This is a genomic window from Lacunisphaera limnophila (genome assembly GCF_001746835.1).
Lineage (GTDB): Bacteria > Verrucomicrobiota > Verrucomicrobiia > Opitutales > Opitutaceae > Lacunisphaera > Lacunisphaera limnophila.
The window spans coordinates 584,527-601,250 of sequence record NZ_CP016094.1 but is presented as its reverse complement, the minus strand read 5'-3'; the positions used below and the strand labels follow the sequence as shown (position 1 = coordinate 601,250).

Here is a 16,724-nt window from a genome sequence, read left to right as displayed (position 1 = left end):
AGAAGCTGTAGAAGCCGCGGCAAGCAAACGCGACGCCGACAAATCCCAAGGCCGGGCGCATTCAGGCTACCGCGTGCCGCCCAGGGATGCTGATCGCGATCGGTCATCGCGGGCTGAAGCGCCCGAGCATGGGGCGGGGGCCGGTGAGCGAAAGCGCCGCGTTTTAGAACCGGTAGGTCCAGGCGCCCTTGAGGGAGGTTTCGTTGCCGGTGGGGCGGAAGTGGTCCTCGGTGGTGTCGTAGCCCTGGTTGACGACGAGGTAGAGGTCGTTGCCGGGCTGGGGTGTCCACTTGATCCGGAAATTCACGCCGAGGGAATCGGAGATGTTGTCGAACTGGCCGAGCAGGCTGAGCTGCAGGTCGGGGGTGAAGGTGTAGGAGACGCGGGCCGAGCCGGTGCGGACGACAAAGTCACCCGAAGGCAGGCGGATGTCCCGGTAGGTCTGGCGCAGGCTGAATTGCAGGCGGGAGCTGGGGCGCCAGCCGAGGTTGACCTGGTAGTCATCGGCTTGGCCGGTGAGAAAGCCGCCGTGGCGCCAGCGCAGGAAGACATCGACGGGGCGGTTGCGGGCCGTGCCGATTTGGAACTGGCCCTGGTGCCAGCGGTGCACGCCGGTCGGGATCACGATGCCGGGCCGGATGGCGAAGGGGGCGTCGTAGGTCTCGCGGGATTCGTTGAACCAGAGGTTGGCGTAGTCGCCGTGCTCGTTTTCGGAGTAGACGCCCAGCCAGGTGCCGCTGTCGAGCAGGTCGGCGCCGAGCGTGGTCGTGCGCTCGGTCTCGAGGAAGAGCTGGGTCTGGCGGATCCAGCCGGCGGGGCGGCGGAAAACATAGTAGGGGGAGAAGAACAGATTGCCCGTGCCGGTCCGGGAGACGAAGCCGAGGGCGGGATCGTAGCGGTCGCTGATGCGGCTGAGGGAGGCGTAGTAGCCGAAGGGCTCGTTGGGGTAGTCGACCGACAAGGTGGCGGCGGTGCCCTGACCGCCCGCGAGATCGGAGTCGGTGGCCTGCAGGGCGGTGCGGATCGTGACCGACTTGCCGCCTGGCAGCTGGTTATTGACGTAGTTGAAATCGGTCCCGACAAGGGTGTTGTCGCCCCCGCGTGGATCGCCGTGCGTGAAGATCAGGCCCGCGCTCGATTCGGCGCCGACCTGGCGGGCGACGCGGCCGGCGAGCAGGTTGCGGGAATCCACCCCGGCGTGTTCGTCGATCTGCACATCGAGGAGGCCGAGCGTCCACGGACCGGCGCGGCCGGTGAGCTTGAGGCCGCCGAGCACATCGACCTTGGTGCCGTCCCCGGCCAGGCCGATGCGGCGGGAGAAGAAGGGCAGGGGATCCTGGCGGATGCCGGCGAAGGTGAAGAGCGAGGCGTCCTGGGTGAAGAAGCCGCGTTTCTCCGGGAAGAAGAGGGGGAAGCGCCCGAGGTTGACCTGGCGCTCGTCCACCTCGGCGTCGGCGAAGTCGGTGTTCACGGTGAGGGTGGCGGCGAGGGAGGGCGTGACATTCCAGACGAGGTCGAGGCCGGGCTTGAACTCGGTGCGCTTCGTCCCGGGTCGCGGGTCGTGGCGGGTGGTGGCGCTGGCGAAGGGCTTGAGGTCGAGACCGCGGCCCTGCTCCAGGCCGCGAAGGCCGCGGAGTTCGCCGAGCAGGGGGAGGGAGACGGTGGGTTTGTTGCGCACGATGCCGCTCCAGCGCATGACCTCCTGCTTGCGGCGGACGGCGCGGGCGACGTTGAAGCCCCAGGTGTCGTTGGCCGCGTCGAAGGAGAGGGACTTGAACGGGATGGCGAACTCGGCGCTCCAGCCGCCGTCGTCGATGCTGGTGCGGCCGTGCCAGAGGGCGTCCCATTGGTCGTTGGCCTCCTCCTTGTTCTGGACCAAGCCGTCGTGGCGGCCGCCCGCGGCGGTGAGGGCGAAGTAATACCCGTCGCTCTGCCGGTGGAAGGTGTCGAGGACGATGCGGACGAGATCGTCAGAGCCGTTGTCCTGGTCGCGCTGCATGGAGTAGGCGCGGACGCCGGCGCGGCCGCCGGTGTCGTGGCAGCGGATCGCGACGTAGAGGTGGTGTCGGTCGTAGGTGACCCAGAACTCAGTGCGTTCGGTCACCGCGCCGTCTTCGACCGGCTCGACCTGGCGGAAGGCATCGGTGGGCGTGGCCATGGCCCATTCGCCCGGGGTGATCACGCCGTCGATGACCGGGGGGGCGTCGGCGGGACGGACCTCCAGAAAGGGAGCGGCCGCGAGACGGGCGCCGAGCAGGAGGGTGCAGAGGAGGAGGCGGGAAGAAATGGGCATGCGGGCGCCGGAGGGGCGTCGATGTGGCTTAACCGGGGGTGGCCTGCAAAGGTTACAGGGCGAGTGGATAAAAATGCGCGACGAGCCGCACGGAGGCGGGGTGGAGCGTGGGAGGGGCGTTCTCACGGTTCCTCCAGCCGATGCCGCGCCCGCGGCGGGATTCGGCCCCTGCGACGGACTCGGGGCAGGGGATCCCGCCCTACAGCCTGGCGGGGGCTCAGCTGACCGAGCGCATCTGGATGCTGTCCACCCGGTCGCCGTTTTCGGCGAGGACGTCGGAAATGATCACGAGCTTGTCGCCGGCCTTCACGCGGCCGGCGTCGCGGAGCATGTCGAGGGCGCGGGTGAGGGTCTTCTCGGGATCGCCGAAGGGCCCGATGAGGTAGGGCTCGACCGAGCGGACGATGCGGAGCTGGCGGACCGCGGCGACATTGTCGGTGAGGGCGAGGATCGGGGCGCGGGCGGGGCGGTGGGCGGCGAGGCCGGCGGCGCTCAGGCCGCGGCGGGTGAAGATGACGATGCGTGAGCCGGGGAACTCGTTGGCCATGACGACGGCGGCGCGCATGAACTTCATGCGGGGCTCGATGAACACGGCGGGTTCGGGGAAGTCGGCGGCGAGTTCCTCCTCCACGCGGCGGGCGATGGAGTCCATCACGCGGATGCACTCGAAGGGGTATTTACCGATGGTGGTCTCGCCGGAGAGCATGACGCAGTCGGCCTGCTCGTAGACGGCGTTGGCGACGTCGGTGATCTCGGCGCGGGTGGGGACCGGTTGGCTGATCATCGATTCCAGCATGTGGGTGGCGACGATGACGGGGCGGCCGACGGAGAGGCAGGTGCGGACGGCGCGGTGCTGGATGATGGGGAGGTCCTCAAAGGGAACCTCGATGCCGAGGTCGCCGCGGGCGACCATCAGGACGTCGGTGGCGCGGATGATCTCGTCGAGGTTGGAGATGGCTTGCTGGTCCTCGATCTTGGCGACGATGCGGGCGGTGGAATTCTGCTGCTTGAGGAAGCCGCGGAGCTGGACGATGTCGGCGGCCTCGCGGACGAAGGAGAGGGCGACGAAGTCGATGCCCTCTTCCAGGCCGACGAGGGTGTCGCCGCGGTCCTTTTCGGTGAAGGAGGGGAGGTTGACGCGGACGCCCGGCAGGTTGATGTGGCGGCGGGAGGTGAGGGAGCCGGGGGTGAGGACGCAGCAGCGGATGTGGGCGTCGTATTTCTGGCGGACCTCGAGGCGGATGATGCCGTTGTCGACGAGGACGATGTCGCCGACCTTGATGTCGTTGACGAGGTTCTGGTAGTTGACGTCGACGGAGCGGATTTCCTCGGAGTTGTCGCGTTCGGCGCCGGGTTTGACGGTAAAGTCAAAAATCTCGCCGGGGCGCAGCTCGATCGGCACGTCGACGTCGCCGGTCCGGATCTCCGGGCCCTTGATATCCATCATGATAGCCACTTCGCGGCCGACTTTCTTGGAAATGGCGCGGATGCGGCGGATGACGGTGCGCGTCCAGTCGTGCTTGGCGTGCGCCATGTTGAGGCGGATGACATCGACGCCGCACTCGATCAGGCGGGTGAGGGCGGGTTCGCTCTCGGTGGCGGGCCCGAGGGTGGCGATGATCTTGGTGCGGCGGTAGGAAGGGAGCGGCATGGTCAGAACTCAAAGAAAGGGGTTCCGCCGCCGGGGGCAACGACGGAGAAGCCGCATTGGCGGGCGGTGAGGACGGCGCCGCAGGCGGCCTCGACGGCGGCCAGGGAATTGCAGTCGCGGCTGAGGTGGGTGAGGAAGACGTGGCGCCAGCGGGCGCCGGTGGTGCTCTCGAGCAGTTCGCGGGCGGCGGCGTTGGAGAGGTGGCCGTGGCGGCCGCTGATGCGCTGCTTGGTGGACCAGGGGCGCTTGGTGTCGGCCTGGAGCATGGTGGAGCAGTGGTTGGCCTCGACGACGAGGACATCGGCCTCGCGGATGTGCTCGCGGACGCTGGCGGGGGCGTGGCCGAGGTCGGTGAGCCAGGCGAGGCGGCGGCGGGGGGAGAGGAGGTCGTCGTGGCCGTGGGCGATGAGGAAGCCGACGGGGTCCTGGGCGTCGTGGGGCACGGTGAAGCTTTGCACCTCGAAGTCGCGGAAGCGGAAGGCGCTGCCCGTCTCGAAGAGCTGCCAGTTGATGCGGTGCTTGAGGCCGGCCTGGAGGGTCTCGGCGGTGCGGCGGTTGGCGAAGACCTTGATGTGGGGGTGGCGGGCCAGCCCGCCGAGGGCGGCCGCGTGATCGCCGTGCTCGTGGGTGAGGAAGATGGCGTCGATGCGCGACCATGATTCGTCGGCCGCGGCGAGGAGTTCGCCGAGTTTGCGGGCGGAAAAGCCCGCGTCCACGAGCACGCGGGTGTCGTCGGAGGAGAGGAGGGCGGCGTTGCCGGAGCTGCCGCTGCCCAGGATGCGGAAACGCAGGGCCATCGCGGCGGATTGAGCGGCGCGGCCGGGGGTTGACGCAAGCCGCAATCTCGCTTCGATGAACCCTCCATGCCGAAGAAGTCCTCCCCTCAAAAAAGCCGCGAACCTTCCGTGCGGGCCCTGGCCGGCACGGTGTTTATTACGCGGCAGGTGCATTTCAACTCCGCGCACCGGCTGTACAATCCCACCAAGAGCCTCGCCTGGAACCAGAAGCAATACGGCATGTGCACCAACCCGCACTGGCACGGCCACAACTATGTGCTGGAGGTGACGTTGAAGGGCCAGCCTGATCCGGTCACCGGGTACATTATGGATCTGGCCCGGCTGAAGAAGGTCCTGCACACGGCGGTGGTGGACAAGTGCGACCACCGCAACCTGAACGACGAGGTCGACTTTCTGCGCGGGATCATCCCCTCGACGGAGAACCTGGTGATCGCGTTCTGGCACGAGATCGCGCCCCGCATCCACCTGCCGGCCCGGCTGCACTGCGTGCGGCTGTACGAGACGCCCCGCAACTTCGCCGAGTTCTTCGGCCCGGCCCACCACTGATTTCCGGGCGGTTACGTCACCCGCCCCAACCAAAAACGATCGCCCATGAAACAGATGTATCTCCACCGCTCGGACTGCGGGCAGCCGCCGCTCGTCCAGCGGGGCTACGACCGTAAGTTCAAATCCAGCCCCGCCTACCGGGCCACGCTGCCCGACATGATGGATGTCGCCCATGAGGCGATCCAAGGGGCGAACGTGCCGATCCAGCAGGTGGGCATCCACAATTTCAAGCTGCCGCTGAAGTACCGCACCAAGGCCGGCAAGACTCTCACACTGGAGACCAGCGTCACCGGCACGGTGTCGCTCGAGGCGGAGCTCAAGGGCATCAACATGAGCCGCATCATGCGGACGTTCTACGAGCACAAGAATGGCGTCACCACCGGCGAGTGGATGGGCAAGATCCTGAAGGGTTACCTGCGCAAGGTGGAGACGAAGGACGCGCGGCTGAAGATCGCCTTCTCGTACCCGATGGTGCGGACGAGCCTGCGCACGGGGCTGGAAGGCTACCAGTTCTACACCGTGGCGTTCGAGGGCGTGATGACCCGCGACGGGCGTTACCGCCGGTTCATCCACTTTGACTTTGTGTATTCGTCGGCCTGCCCCTGCTCGGCCGAACTCACCGAACACGCCCGCGCCAAGCGCGGGGCCTACGGCGTGCCGCATTCGCAGCGGAGCAAGGCCCGCATCACGCTGGAGGAGGTGGACGGAAAGAAGATCTGGATCGAGGACGTGCATGCCCTCTGCCTCAAGGCGCTGCAGACCGAGACGCAGGTCATGGTGAAGCGGGAGGACGAGCAGGCCTTTGCCGAGCTCAACGGGGCCTACCTGAAATTCGTGGAGGATGCCGCGCGGCTGCTCTACCGGGAGTTCGACCGCGACAAGCGGATCGCCGATTTCCGGATCGCCTGCTCGCACCTGGAGTCGCTGCACTCGCACGACGCCGTGAGCGTGATCTGCAAGGGCGTGAAGGGCGGCTTCAGCGCGGACTTCATGGATTTCGGCATGTTGGTCTGCTGAAAGAAGCGGAACTCTCCGCGGATGGCGCGGAGCAACGCGGATAGAGGGACGATCTTAGCTCCGAACGAAATTTGAGCGGGCCGGGAACGGGGCCCGCGCCTACCGGATTGCCCCATCCGCGGTCATCCGCGGGAAGTTGTCAGGAAACGGCGGCCAGGTGCGGCTCGGCGTGGCGGGTGCGGGGGGTGGGGCGGATCGTGCAGTGGTCCGCGGCGGCGAGGTCGGCGCCGACGAGCTGGTTGAGCTGGTTGATGGCGTCGTGGAGGCAGTGGGTCTGGGCGTTCAGTTCCTCGGCGGCGGCGGCGGATTCCTCGGCCGTGGCGGCGTTGGTCTGGGTGATGCGGTCCATGCCGGCGACGGCGCTGGTGATCTGGCTGATACCCTGGGACTGCTGCTGGGAGGCGCTGGCGATCTCCTGCACGACGCCGTCGACCTCGCGGGCGCGGGTGTTGATCTCCTCGAGGGAGGTGGCGACGCGGGCGCTGAGCTCGACCCCGTGGCGGCTCTTCGCGAGGGAGTCTTCGATCTTCTCGGCGGTCTCCTTGGCGGCGGCGGCGCTGCGGTGGGCGAGGGCGCGGACCTCCTCGGCGACGACGCTGAAGCCGGCGCCGGCCTCGCCGGCGCGGGCGGCCTCGACGGCGGCGTTGAGGGCGAGGATGTTGGTCTGGAAGGCGATTTCGTCGATGGTCTTGATGATGGCGCTGATGTTGCGGCTGGAGCCGTCGATCGCCTGCACGGCCTCGGCCATGTGGCGCATCTCCTCGCTGCCGTGGTCGGCGGCCTGGCGGGTCTGCTGGGTGAGGGTGCGCGCCTTGCCCGTGTGTTCGGCGTTGCGCTGGACCATGCTGGAGACCTCGGTGAGCGAGGCGCTGATTTCCTCGAGGGAGGCGGCCTGGGTGCTGGCGCCCGACGCGAGCTGCTGGCTGGAGTTGCTGATCTGGCCGGCGGCCGACGAGGTTTCGCCGGCGTTGACGGAGAGGGTCTGGACGACAGTCCGAAGCGTGCGGGCGAGGCGGATGCCGACGAACCAGGTGAGGCCGGCGCCGACGGCGACGCTGAGCGCGGTGACGCCGAGGCTGCCCCAGGTGGCGCGCCGGTGAGTGGCGGCGGCGAGAGCCTGATCGGCCGCGGAGGAGGCGGCGAGCAGCTCGGTGAGCTGGTTGATGCACTCCCGGGCGGAGTTGAACTGGGCGACGGCGGTGGTGTTGGCGAGATCGATGGCTTCGCGCCGCCCCTCGGGGGTGTTGGCGCGACGGGCCTCGCGGATGCGCTCGGTGGTGGCGATCCAGGCGGCGATCTTCGTCTCATAGTCGGCCTCGATGGCGCGGGCGGCGGCGGGCAGGCGGTTGACGGCCTTGAATTTCTCCCAGCGGGTGGTGGCCTGCTTGATGTTGTCCGCGTGGTCCTGCAGGAGGCTCTTGAACTGGTCAGACTCGGGGTTGACGAAGATCATCGTGCGCTCGGCCACGAGGGCCTGGTGCAGGTCGCGGTCGGCCTCGAGGAGGAGGGAAACCGAGGGCAGCGTGTGGTCGCTGGCCTTGATCAGGTGCGTGTTGATGCCGGCGCCGGCGCGATAGCCGACGAAGCCGGTGACCGCCACGAGGAGCACGAGCACGCTGAAGCCGGTGATGAGCTTGGTACTGACGGAAAGCTGGGCCATGGGGGCGGGATGCTTCAGAGGTGCTCGAGGTCGAGGCCGCAGCAGAGCACGCCGATAAGCGTGCCGGCGGGGTCGCGGACGGGAACAGAGACCTGGACGGAGTAGGTCTGGGTGCTGTCGTCGAATTTCATGCGGTCGATGAAGACGAGGCCGGCGTCCTTGAAGGACGCGGAGAATTTGGGCTCGTCCCCCTGCCAGTAGTCGGAGGTCTTTTCCGTGATGGCGACGTTGGCGCCGAGCCGGTCCATGACGATGATCTCCGACACATAGGGACGGGACTTGCGCCAGGTGCGCAGGTGTTCACCGGCCGGCGAGTCGATGACGAGCTTCATGAAGTCGGCGGTCCCCGGGGTGGCCAGCCAGACCTTGTCGGCGGCGGTGACATCGGCGAGGGTGGCGCCGCGGTCGTTTTGGGCGGTCACCGCGCTGACGATGACCGGATCGGCCGCGAGGGCGGAGATTTCGCCCTGCGCGAGTTCGGGGACGCGGGCCGGGAGTTCCGCGGCGGCGAGCGGGAGGGTGAGCAGGGTGCAGAGCGGGAGGAGGCGGGAAAAGGATTTCATGGGGAGAGGAGGAGGCGGGGATCAGAACACCACCTGCAGGCGGGCGATCAGGCGGTCGTCGTTGCCGCCGAGGTCGGCGTTGCCGGCGAGGTAGTTGAGGGTGAGGACGAGGTCGTTGCCCCGGATGCGGTGGTTGACGCCGAGCACGAGGGTATCAGTCTCGTTGCGGGCCGTCGCGGTGTTCGCGTCGTACGTCTCGTACCGGGCGGCGAACTGCCAGGTCTTGGTGAGATCGTAGAGCGCGGTGAGATACCAGCCGTCGGCCTCGGTAGCGGCGGCGGCGGCCGGGTCGGAGGTGGAGGTGAGCCACTCGGCGCGGAGGATGGCGGGACCGGCGTTGAACTGGGTGTCGAGCCCGAAGCCTTCGCGGCGACCGGTGAAGGTGCCGGTGTCGCGGGTGGTGAAGGCATTGGCGCCGACCGACCACGTGGCGGCCTGCTCGTGGATCTTGCCGGTCCAGGCCTTGGCGGAGACGCGGGCGACGGTCAGGAAGGCATTGTTGTCGTTGCCGGCGTTGTTGACGCCGTTGCCATTGAAGGCGCCCACGGAGTAGTCGGCGCGGCCGCCGGCGAGAGTGCCGGACAGAGCGGCACCGATTTGGCGGCTGAGGGTGAGGCGGTCGTTGGCGAGCGGGCGTTCGGCGAAGGGATTCTGGGTGTCGGGCATCAGCTGCTCCCAGCCGAAGGGCGTCTTGAACTGGCCGACGCGGACCTGCGCGGCAGGGTTGGGCGTCCAATCGACATAGACATCGGTGAGTTGGGCGCGGTAGGCGCTGGTGGTGCCGGTGGTGTTGGCGCCGAAGTCGGACTCGAGCTTGAAACTCCAGTCCGAGCCGAAGCTGCCCTTGAGATTCAGGCGGGCGCGGCGGACGAGAAAGCGCTCGTGGATGCCGGCATAGCGGCTGTCGGGGGCGTCGCCGCTCTCGGCGTTGAGGTGGAGGAAGCCGCCGAGGGCCAGCTTGGTTTCCTTGCCGGCGATGGTGACGGGCAGGGCGCCGGGCTTGGCCGCCAGTTTTTCGCGCAGGCTCGAATTTTCGGCGCTGAGGGCGGCGAGTTTGTCCTCGAGGGCGGCCAGACGCTCTTCGACCGTGGGAGCCGCCCGCAGGGGCAGCGCCATCAAACCGAGCAGGCCAAGGATACCGGTAAAATAATGTAAACGCGAAGGGGGCATAGGTCAGGTATCGGCTTCCGGACACCGCGCTTGAGGCATCTCAGCTGATTGGCCCCTGGTAGCGGCGCCTGATGGTATGCCTTCCGGAGTCCACCCGGGTAAGGGAACTGGCTGGGAGGGAAAGATTTCACTCGAACTATTGGCGTGAAATCGGAAGGTACCCCTATGCGTGCTCCCATCGTGCTTATTAGTGGTGCTTCACAGGGAATCGGTGAGGCCGTGGCCCTGGCCTTTGCCCGGCAAATCCGCGGGGTGCGGCTGGTGCTGGTGGCGCGGAACGTGAAGAACCTGCAGCGCGTGGCGCAGGCCTGTCAGAAAGCGGGCGCCAAGGCCGAGGCCTTCGAGTGTGATGTCAGCAACGAGGCGTCGGTCACCCTCATGGCCGCCGCGGTCCGGCGCCGGTTCAAGGCGGTGGATGTGCTGGTCAACAACGCCGGGGCGTTTGCCATGGCGCCCTTTGCGGAGACGACGCTGGAGGCGTTTGACCGCATGATCGCGGTGAATTTGCGCAGTGCGTTTCTGGTGACGCAGGCATTCCTGCCGGTGATGGTGCAGCGCCGGCAGGGCGATATCTTCTTCATGAGCTCGATCGCCGGGCTCGGGGCCTACCCGAATGCGGCGGCCTATTGCGCGGCGAAGTTTGGCGTCACGGGCCTGGCCCAGGTGTTGCGGGCGGAGACCAAGGAGCAGGGCATCCGCGTGTGTTGCGTGCACCCGGGGGCGACGTGGTCGCCCTCTTGGGCGCAGAGCGGCGTGAAGCCGGAACGCATCATGCCGGCCGAGGACATCGCGCAGGCGATCGTCGACGCCCACCGGCTCAGCCGCCGCACGGTGCTGGAGGAGATCGTGCTCCGTCCCCAACGCGGGGACGTATAAACCCCGAGGCCGGTCGGTGACAACGAGCGGGGAATGTTCCGCGGCGGGCCCCGCTTGCTGAAATAAAAAACCGGGACCGGCACCCGGCGGGGAACACCGGGTCCATGGGGGGCATGAACACCGCCAACGCCTTCGCCTTCCTGCTGCTGGGAGTGACCCTGTTTTTGTTGCCGGAGCTTTGGCCGCAGGTCTTTGCGCCCAACGGTCTGACGGGCGACAGCACGCAGGCCCTGTGGCTTAAGTGCATGGGCCCGGTGCAGGTGGCCGTGGGATTGCACGCGCTCTTTCTGAATGAAATTCGCCCGCTCTGGCAACTGGCCGGAGCGTGGCAGACCGTGATGGAGCGGGAGCCGGAACTGGACCTCGTGGCCGTGACGAGCTGAGCGGGCCGGCGGGCGGCGCGACGGATCGGGTGCAGAGCCGGCTTGTCAGCGCCGGGGGCGCCCGGCACAAGCAAGGGACATGTCCGCAACCCGTCAGACCGTGCTCGTGGTGGAGGATGAGGCGGCGATCGCCGAGACCATCGTCTATGCACTGCAGACGGAGGGTTTCCACCCGATTTGGAAAACCAGCGGGCGGGAGGCGCTGACGTGGGTGCGGCAGCAGCCGGTGGCGCTGGTGGTGCTCGATGTGGGGCTGCCGGACATGAGCGGCTTCGACGTGTGCCGGGAGCTGCAGAAGCAGGGGGCACCGCCAATCATTTTTCTGACCGCGCGGAGCAACGAGGTTGACCGCATCGTGGGCCTGGAGCTGGGGGCGGATGATTACCTGGCGAAACCCTTCAGCCCGCGGGAGCTGACGGCGCGGGTGCGGGCGATCCTGCGCCGCGCGGGTACGAGCGGGGCCGCGCCGCCGGTGGCCGCGGCGGCGACGGGCTGGTCCCATGACGAGGGCCGGTGCCGCATTAGTTTTCACGGGCAGGCGCTCGACCTCACGCGCAACGAATACCGGCTGCTGGGCGCGTTGCTCGCCGCGCCCGGCCGGGTCTTCAGCCGCGACCAGCTGATGGTCGCGGCGTGGGACGACCCGGGCTCCGCCCTGGATCGCACGGTGGATGCGCACATCAAGACCCTCCGCGCCAAGCTGCGGGAGGTGGCGCCGGAGGCGGATCCGATCGTGACGCACCGCGGGCTGGGCTACGCGCTGCGGGAGCAATGAGAATCCGCACGGCCATCTTCGTCGTGTATGTGGGCGCCTCGGCGCTCGGGCTTGTGGCGGTAACGGGGTTGGTGTTGCGGGATGTGCGGCTGCGCTATGTCGAGTCGATGCGCCGCACGCTCGGTGACACGGCGGCCTACATGGCAGCATTTGCCGCGCCGGCGACGGATGGGGAGGACTGGACGGCGAAACTCGCGACCCTCCCGAAGCAGACGGACCTGCTGCGGGTGTTTGCCTGCGACCGGGAGGGAAAGGTGATCTTCGACTCCGCGGACAAGGATCTGAACCAAGTCTACCAGTGGCCGATGCGCGGCGGTGGCTACAACGCCTCCGAAGGTTACACGGTTTCGAACGTCGCGGTGGTCGAGGGGGAACTCCGGGTGGTGGCGCGGGTGCTGGCGGCAGGAGAGCATCTGGGGTGGGTCGGGGTCGGCCGGCCGCTCGCGGCCGTGGAGGAGGGCGTGCGCGCGGCGCGCTGGCGGCTCGTCGCGTTGATCGGGGCGATCGCGGGGGTGATGGTGGTGCTGGGGTGGTGGATTGCCGCGCGGCTGACCCGGTCCCTGGAAAAACTGACCGATTACGCACACCGCGTGCGCGACGGCCGGCCCGCGGCCCCGCCCGTTTCGCGGGCGCGGGAGATCGCCGAACTGGGCCGGGCTTTCGAGGAGATGCGCGAGGCGCTGGAGGGGCGGCAGCATGTCGAGCGGTACACGCAGACGCTGGCACACGAGGTGAAGGCGCCGTTGTCCGCCATCCGGGGCGCCGCCGAATTGCTGGATGAAACGATGCCGGTCGAGCAGCGGCAGAAATTTCTGGCCAACATTCGCACGGAGTCCGCCCGCATCCAGCGGATCATCGATCGCCTGCTGGAACTGTCCTCGCTTGAGGCACGCAAGCAGCTGCGCCAGGTGGAAATGCTGCCGGTCGAGGGGCTCATGCGGGCGGCGGCGGACACGGTGCGGTCGGCGGGGGAGCCCCGGGGGATCCGCGTGTCGGTGCACGGGGGCGAGGGGGCCCAGGTGCGCGGTGAGGCCGTGTTGTTGCGGGAGGCGCTGGTGAACCTGTTGCAGAACGCGCTCGATTTTTCCCCGTCCGGCGGCGCCGTGACGCTGGCGGCGCGCGGCGAGGCGGGCCGGGTGTTGTTCACGGTCGAGGACCAGGGGCCCGGGGTGCCGGATTTTGCGCAGGCGCGGGTGTTCGAGCGTTTCTACTCGCTGCCGCGTCCGGGAACCGAACGGAAGAGCACCGGCCTCGGGCTGGCCCTGGTCCGGGAGATCGCGCACCTGCATGGCGGCGAGGCCGGGCTCGAGAACCGGCCGGAGGGTGGGGCTCGGGCGAGCCTGGAATTGCCGGCGGCCTGAACCGGCGCCGGTTTGTGGATTGCCGCGCGGGGCCCGGCGCGCAAACTGGGCGGCACTCCCATGAAAACGCTCCTGCCTTTCCTCCTTCGTGTCGGGTTGCTGTGTGGACTCCTGATCTCCGGTCCCTTGGCGATCGCGAAAGACTCGCCCGACGAGCAGCGGGCCAAGATCCGGGAGACCCGGGACGAGGTCCTCAAGGAGCTGTACGCGCTGAATCCCGGGACCAAGGCGAAGATCAAGAAAGCGGCCGGCTATGCGGTGTTTTCGAATGTCGGGGTGAACCTCGTGTTCGCCAGTTTCGCCGGAGGGCATGGCGTGGTGGTGGCAAAGGGCCGGATCAAGGATACGGAGACCTTCATGAAGATGGGGTCGGCCGGCATCGGGATCGGGCTGGGCGTGAAGGATTTTCGCGCGGTGTTTGTGTTCAACGACAAGGCGAAGCTCACGGCCTTCGTGGAGAAGGGCTGGGATTTCAGCGGCCAGGCGGACGCCGCCGCCAAGTCCGGCGAGAAAGGCGGCGCCGCCGCCGGAGCCGGAAATATTGTCGAGGGCGTGGAGGTTTATCAGATCACGAAGAACGGCCTCGCCCTGCAGGCGACGCTGCAAGGCACGAAATACTGGCAGGACAAGGATCTGAACTGAGGCAAGGCCGGCGGGGAAATGCCCCGGGCCAGCGCCTTGGGGGCAAGGCGCTTCACCCGGCTTGATCTGGGGGATTTAGCCCCGAATTCATCGGGCCTTCACACGGACTTCACGGGAGTCTGGCAGGGTGGGGGCATGGAAAACACCCTGCCGCCCCTGATTCCGCCGCCGACCCCGCGTCGCCGGCATACCGTCACCCTGAAACTGCTCTTCATCGCCGTGCTGGTGCTCGTGCTCCACGTGCCGTTGGCCCTGATCAACGGGCTCAGGCAAGAGCGCAGCGGCAACCGGGAAGCGGCGCACACGCGGCAGCGGGCCGAGCTGGCGGACGCGCCGGCAGAAGCGGCGCGGATCCCGACGCCGGCCGTGGCGGCGGCGGAGGGTTACCGGATGGTGGAGCGGTCGTTGAAGCACAGCGTGCTGGTGCTGACGCTGGTGTTCGCGGCATTTTTCCTATTCGAGACTCTGGCCGGGCTGAGGCTGCACGCGGTCCACTACGGGCTGGTGGGCGGCGCGCTGTGCCTGTTCTACCTGGCGCTGCTGGCCCTCGGCGAGGTGCTGACGCCGGGGCTGGCTTATATCGGGGCGGCGGTGGCGTCGTCGCTGCTCATCGTGGGGTACAGCGTTTCGATCCTGCACAGCTACGCCCGGGCGGGCTCGATCGCGGCACTGCTCGCGGCGGAGCACGGGGTGCTCTATGTGGTGTTGCGCATGGAGGATTATGCGCTGCTCGCAGGGACGGCCGCGCTGTTTGTCGTGATGGCGGCGGTGATGTTCTTCACCCGCCACGTGGATTGGTTCGCACAGGAAGCGGGGGTCAAGACCGGCCCATGAACCGAGCGCGCACGAGTTCGAATAGGCTACTGCAGCCGGCGTGATCACGCGTCGGCAATTCTGCGGCCTGCTGGCGGTGCCCGCGCTGGCCGGGCTCTACTCGTGGCGGATCGAACCGACGTGGGAGGAGTATGTCCGCCGGCAGATGCCGATACGCGGCCTGCCGCTGGCGTGGGCCGGGCGCACGCTGCTCCAGTTGAGCGACCTGCATGTGGGGGACCGGGTATCGGATGATTACCTGGTGAGGGTGTTTGCGACGGTGGCGCGGCTGCGGCCGGACCTGGTGGCGTACACGGGGGACTTCATCTCGTATGCGGGCCCGCGGACGCTGGAGCAGTTCCGGCGGCTGGCTGACCGGTTGCCGCGGGGCCGAAGTGGCACGGTGGCGGTGCTGGGGAACCACGATTACGGAGCGGCGTGGCGAGAGGGGGAGGTGGCCGACGCCGTCGCGCTAATCCTGGCGGAGGTGGGCGTCGTGGTCCTGCGCAACACGGCGGTCGCGGTGCAGGGCTTGCGCATCGGCGGGATGGATGACTTGTGGGCGGGGCGCGCGCATGGCGGGGACTGGCTGACCGGAGCGAACGCGCCTGCGCTGGTGTTGTGCCACAATCCCGATGCGTGCGATCAATCCGGTTGGGACGGATTTTCCGGGTGGATCCTGGCGGGGCATACGCACGGCGGGCAGTGTCGCCCGCCGTTTCTGCCGCCCCCGCTGTTGCCGGTGAAGAACCGCCGGTACACGGCGGGGGAGTTTGCGCTGAGCGGAGGCCGGAAGCTTTATATCAACCGCGGGCTCGGGCATCTGACGCGGGTGCGGTTCAACGTGCGGCCGGAGGTGACGATCTTCGAGCTGAGGGGCAGGTAAGGGGATGGCTCGAACAACCCGTCAGGAGGCCGGGTTCCCCTTCAGGCAAATCGAAACGACCTTCGGGAGATTCGGGTGGTGGATCGGAATCAGGGCAGACGCTCGATCTTCAAGATTTTGACCGGGGGAGTGAGTTTCTGGCCGTCGGCGGGGGCTGTCTGGATTTTCTTCACGATGTCCATGCCTTGCGTGACGCGGCCGAAGGCGGCGAAGCCCTGGCCATCGGGGTTGCGTTTGCCGCCGAAGTCGAGCTCGGGCTGGGCGCCGACGCAGATGAAGAAATCCGAGGTGGCGGTGTCGGGGCCGGCGCGGGCCATGGAGAGGGTGCCGTCGAGGTGAGAGAGGCCGGTGTCGCGGGTGCGCTCGAGGGCGAGGGCGGGCCAGTCTTTTTCAGAATATTCCGGATTCACGCCGCCTTGGATGACCTCGATCTTCACTGTGTTGTTCGGCTGGTTGTCGGGCTGGAGCGTGACCGTGCGGTGGAAAACCCCGCCGGTGTAGCGGCCGGCGTCGACGTATTTCAGGAAGTTGGCGACGGTGGCCGGGGCGTGGGCGGCGTCGAGCTCGGCCTCGATCACGCCGAGGTCGGTGTGGAGGCGAATTTGTGTGGCGCGCAGCGCGCAACCGACGGTGAGCAGAAGGCAAAGCAGCAGGCGGAGCGGATTCATGATTCGGAAAGCAGGCGGATAAGAGCGGGCTCGTCCTCCTCGAGGCGAGGAAAACGGCCGACGGCGGGGTTGAGGAAGAAGTTGTCGTGCTGGTCGTCGTTGGCGGTCGACACCTCGCCGATGATGCAGTCGTCGCTGAGCGGCGCGAATTCGTGCCACACGCCGGGCACGAGCGTCACCCGCGAGCCGGCGGCGAGGGGAAACAATTCACCGCCGCGGACGGATAGGGGAACGCCGTTGAGAGGCACGGCGAAGGTGACGGGCTGGGCCTGGGTGGTATCGGGGCGGGCCGGCCACAGCCGCAGGCCGAGTTCGCCGTGGCGGCAGATGATGTCCTCTTTCTTGCGGGCATGGGTGTGGCAGGGCGTGGTCTGGCCGCGGCGCGCATACATGAGCTTCTCGCAGTATTCGGGTTCGGTCGCGAGATTCACGAGCACCAGGCCGTAACGGTCGAAGTCGCCGAGGCCGAAGTCGGTCACGTCCCAGTGGGGGCTCGGGGGCAGCGCCCAATGATGCCGCGTGAAACAGGCCTGGGCTTCGCGGCAAATCTGGTTGAGGGCGGAGCGCTTCATGGGGAAACCCGGAGGATTGGCCGCAAGAAGCACCAGGAGCGCGAGAATCCG

At 67.8% G+C, this 16,724-nt stretch carries 17 protein-coding genes; 9 read left to right on the top strand and 8 right to left on the bottom strand.

Annotated features, from left to right (window positions below; translation table 11 throughout):
• Positions 1 to 163: 163 nt before the first annotated feature.
• The 3 genes from Verru16B_RS02710 to Verru16B_RS02700 form a co-directional block, all read right to left on the bottom strand.
• A complete protein-coding gene (locus Verru16B_RS02710; protein ID WP_069960845.1) occupies positions 164 to 2,293 on the bottom strand; it encodes a carbohydrate binding family 9 domain-containing protein in 2,130 nt (709 codons plus the stop codon).
• A gap of 217 nt (positions 2,294 to 2,510) precedes the next feature.
• On the bottom strand, positions 2,511 to 3,944 hold the full coding sequence (pyk, locus tag Verru16B_RS02705) for a pyruvate kinase (RefSeq protein WP_069960844.1): 1,434 nt from the start codon (positions 3,942 to 3,944) through the stop codon (positions 2,511 to 2,513).
• 2 nt (positions 3,945 to 3,946) lie between these two features.
• Positions 3,947 to 4,741, bottom strand: a complete 795-nt coding sequence (locus Verru16B_RS02700; protein WP_069960843.1) for an MBL fold metallo-hydrolase — start codon at positions 4,739 to 4,741, stop codon at positions 3,947 to 3,949.
• Between the two features lie 66 nt (positions 4,742 to 4,807).
• Here Verru16B_RS02700 and Verru16B_RS02695 point away from each other — a divergent pair, with 66 nt between their 5' ends.
• A complete protein-coding gene (locus Verru16B_RS02695) occupies positions 4,808 to 5,287 on the top strand; it encodes a 6-pyruvoyl trahydropterin synthase family protein (RefSeq protein WP_069960842.1) in 480 nt (159 codons plus the stop codon).
• Positions 5,288 to 5,332: 45 nt separating this feature from the next.
• Positions 5,333 to 6,304 (top strand): GTP cyclohydrolase FolE2, encoded by a 972-nt coding sequence (folE2, locus tag Verru16B_RS02690; RefSeq protein ID WP_069960841.1) that lies wholly within the window; start codon positions 5,333 to 5,335, stop codon positions 6,302 to 6,304.
• A 139-nt stretch (positions 6,305 to 6,443) separates the two neighbouring features.
• Here folE2 and Verru16B_RS02685 read toward each other — a convergent pair whose 3' ends face one another.
• Genes Verru16B_RS02685 through Verru16B_RS02675 form a run of 3 tightly spaced genes read right to left on the bottom strand, consistent with a single transcriptional unit; the run spans position 6,444 to position 9,697 of the window.
• Complete coding sequence (locus Verru16B_RS02685; RefSeq protein ID WP_069960840.1) at positions 6,444 to 7,964, bottom strand: HAMP domain-containing methyl-accepting chemotaxis protein; 1,521 nt, start codon at positions 7,962 to 7,964, stop codon at positions 6,444 to 6,446.
• 14 nt (positions 7,965 to 7,978) lie between these two features.
• Positions 7,979 to 8,527: a PDC sensor domain-containing protein gene (locus tag Verru16B_RS02680; protein ID WP_069960839.1), complete on the bottom strand. Its 549-nt coding sequence runs from the start codon at positions 8,525 to 8,527 to the stop codon at positions 7,979 to 7,981.
• 21 nt (positions 8,528 to 8,548) lie between these two features.
• Positions 8,549 to 9,697 (bottom strand): porin, encoded by a 1,149-nt coding sequence (locus tag Verru16B_RS02675; protein ID WP_083270045.1) that lies wholly within the window; start codon positions 9,695 to 9,697, stop codon positions 8,549 to 8,551.
• Positions 9,698 to 9,862: 165 nt separating this feature from the next.
• Between Verru16B_RS02675 and Verru16B_RS02670 the strand changes: the two genes are divergently transcribed.
• From Verru16B_RS02670 to Verru16B_RS02640, 7 genes are all read left to right on the top strand, one after another.
• Positions 9,863 to 10,573: an SDR family oxidoreductase gene (locus tag Verru16B_RS02670; protein ID WP_069960837.1), complete on the top strand. Its 711-nt coding sequence runs from the start codon at positions 9,863 to 9,865 to the stop codon at positions 10,571 to 10,573.
• A 113-nt stretch (positions 10,574 to 10,686) separates the two neighbouring features.
• Entirely contained in the window at positions 10,687 to 10,956 is a 270-nt protein-coding gene (locus Verru16B_RS02665) for a hypothetical protein (protein ID WP_157772142.1), read from the top strand.
• Positions 10,957 to 11,035: 79 nt separating this feature from the next.
• Complete coding sequence (gene creB, locus Verru16B_RS02660; RefSeq protein WP_069960835.1) at positions 11,036 to 11,731, top strand: two-component system response regulator CreB; 696 nt, start codon at positions 11,036 to 11,038, stop codon at positions 11,729 to 11,731.
• Positions 11,728 to 13,092, top strand: a complete 1,365-nt coding sequence (gene creC, locus Verru16B_RS02655; RefSeq protein ID WP_069960834.1) for a two-component system sensor histidine kinase CreC — start codon at positions 11,728 to 11,730, stop codon at positions 13,090 to 13,092. Before creB ends, creC begins: the two co-directional genes overlap by 4 nt.
• Positions 13,093 to 13,152: 60 nt before the next feature.
• Positions 13,153 to 13,734, top strand: coding sequence for a lipid-binding SYLF domain-containing protein (locus Verru16B_RS02650; RefSeq protein WP_069963570.1), 582 nt, complete (start codon positions 13,153 to 13,155; stop codon positions 13,732 to 13,734).
• 135 nt (positions 13,735 to 13,869) lie between these two features.
• Positions 13,870 to 14,568 (top strand): inner membrane CreD family protein, encoded by a 699-nt coding sequence (locus tag Verru16B_RS02645; protein ID WP_157772140.1) that lies wholly within the window; start codon positions 13,870 to 13,872, stop codon positions 14,566 to 14,568.
• 40 nt (positions 14,569 to 14,608) lie between these two features.
• A complete protein-coding gene (locus Verru16B_RS02640; RefSeq protein WP_218918804.1) occupies positions 14,609 to 15,433 on the top strand; it encodes a metallophosphoesterase in 825 nt (274 codons plus the stop codon).
• A gap of 89 nt (positions 15,434 to 15,522) precedes the next feature.
• On the opposite strand, the gene Verru16B_RS02635 is transcribed toward Verru16B_RS02640, so the two are convergent.
• Both Verru16B_RS02635 and Verru16B_RS02630 read right to left on the bottom strand, forming a co-directional pair.
• Positions 15,523 to 16,101, bottom strand: coding sequence for a peptidylprolyl isomerase (locus Verru16B_RS02635; protein WP_069960832.1), 579 nt, complete (start codon positions 16,099 to 16,101; stop codon positions 15,523 to 15,525).
• Positions 16,098 to 16,673 (bottom strand): D-lyxose/D-mannose family sugar isomerase, encoded by a 576-nt coding sequence (locus Verru16B_RS02630; RefSeq protein WP_069960831.1) that lies wholly within the window; start codon positions 16,671 to 16,673, stop codon positions 16,098 to 16,100. Before Verru16B_RS02630 ends, Verru16B_RS02635 begins: the two co-directional genes overlap by 4 nt.
• Positions 16,674 to 16,724: the final 51 nt, after the last annotated feature.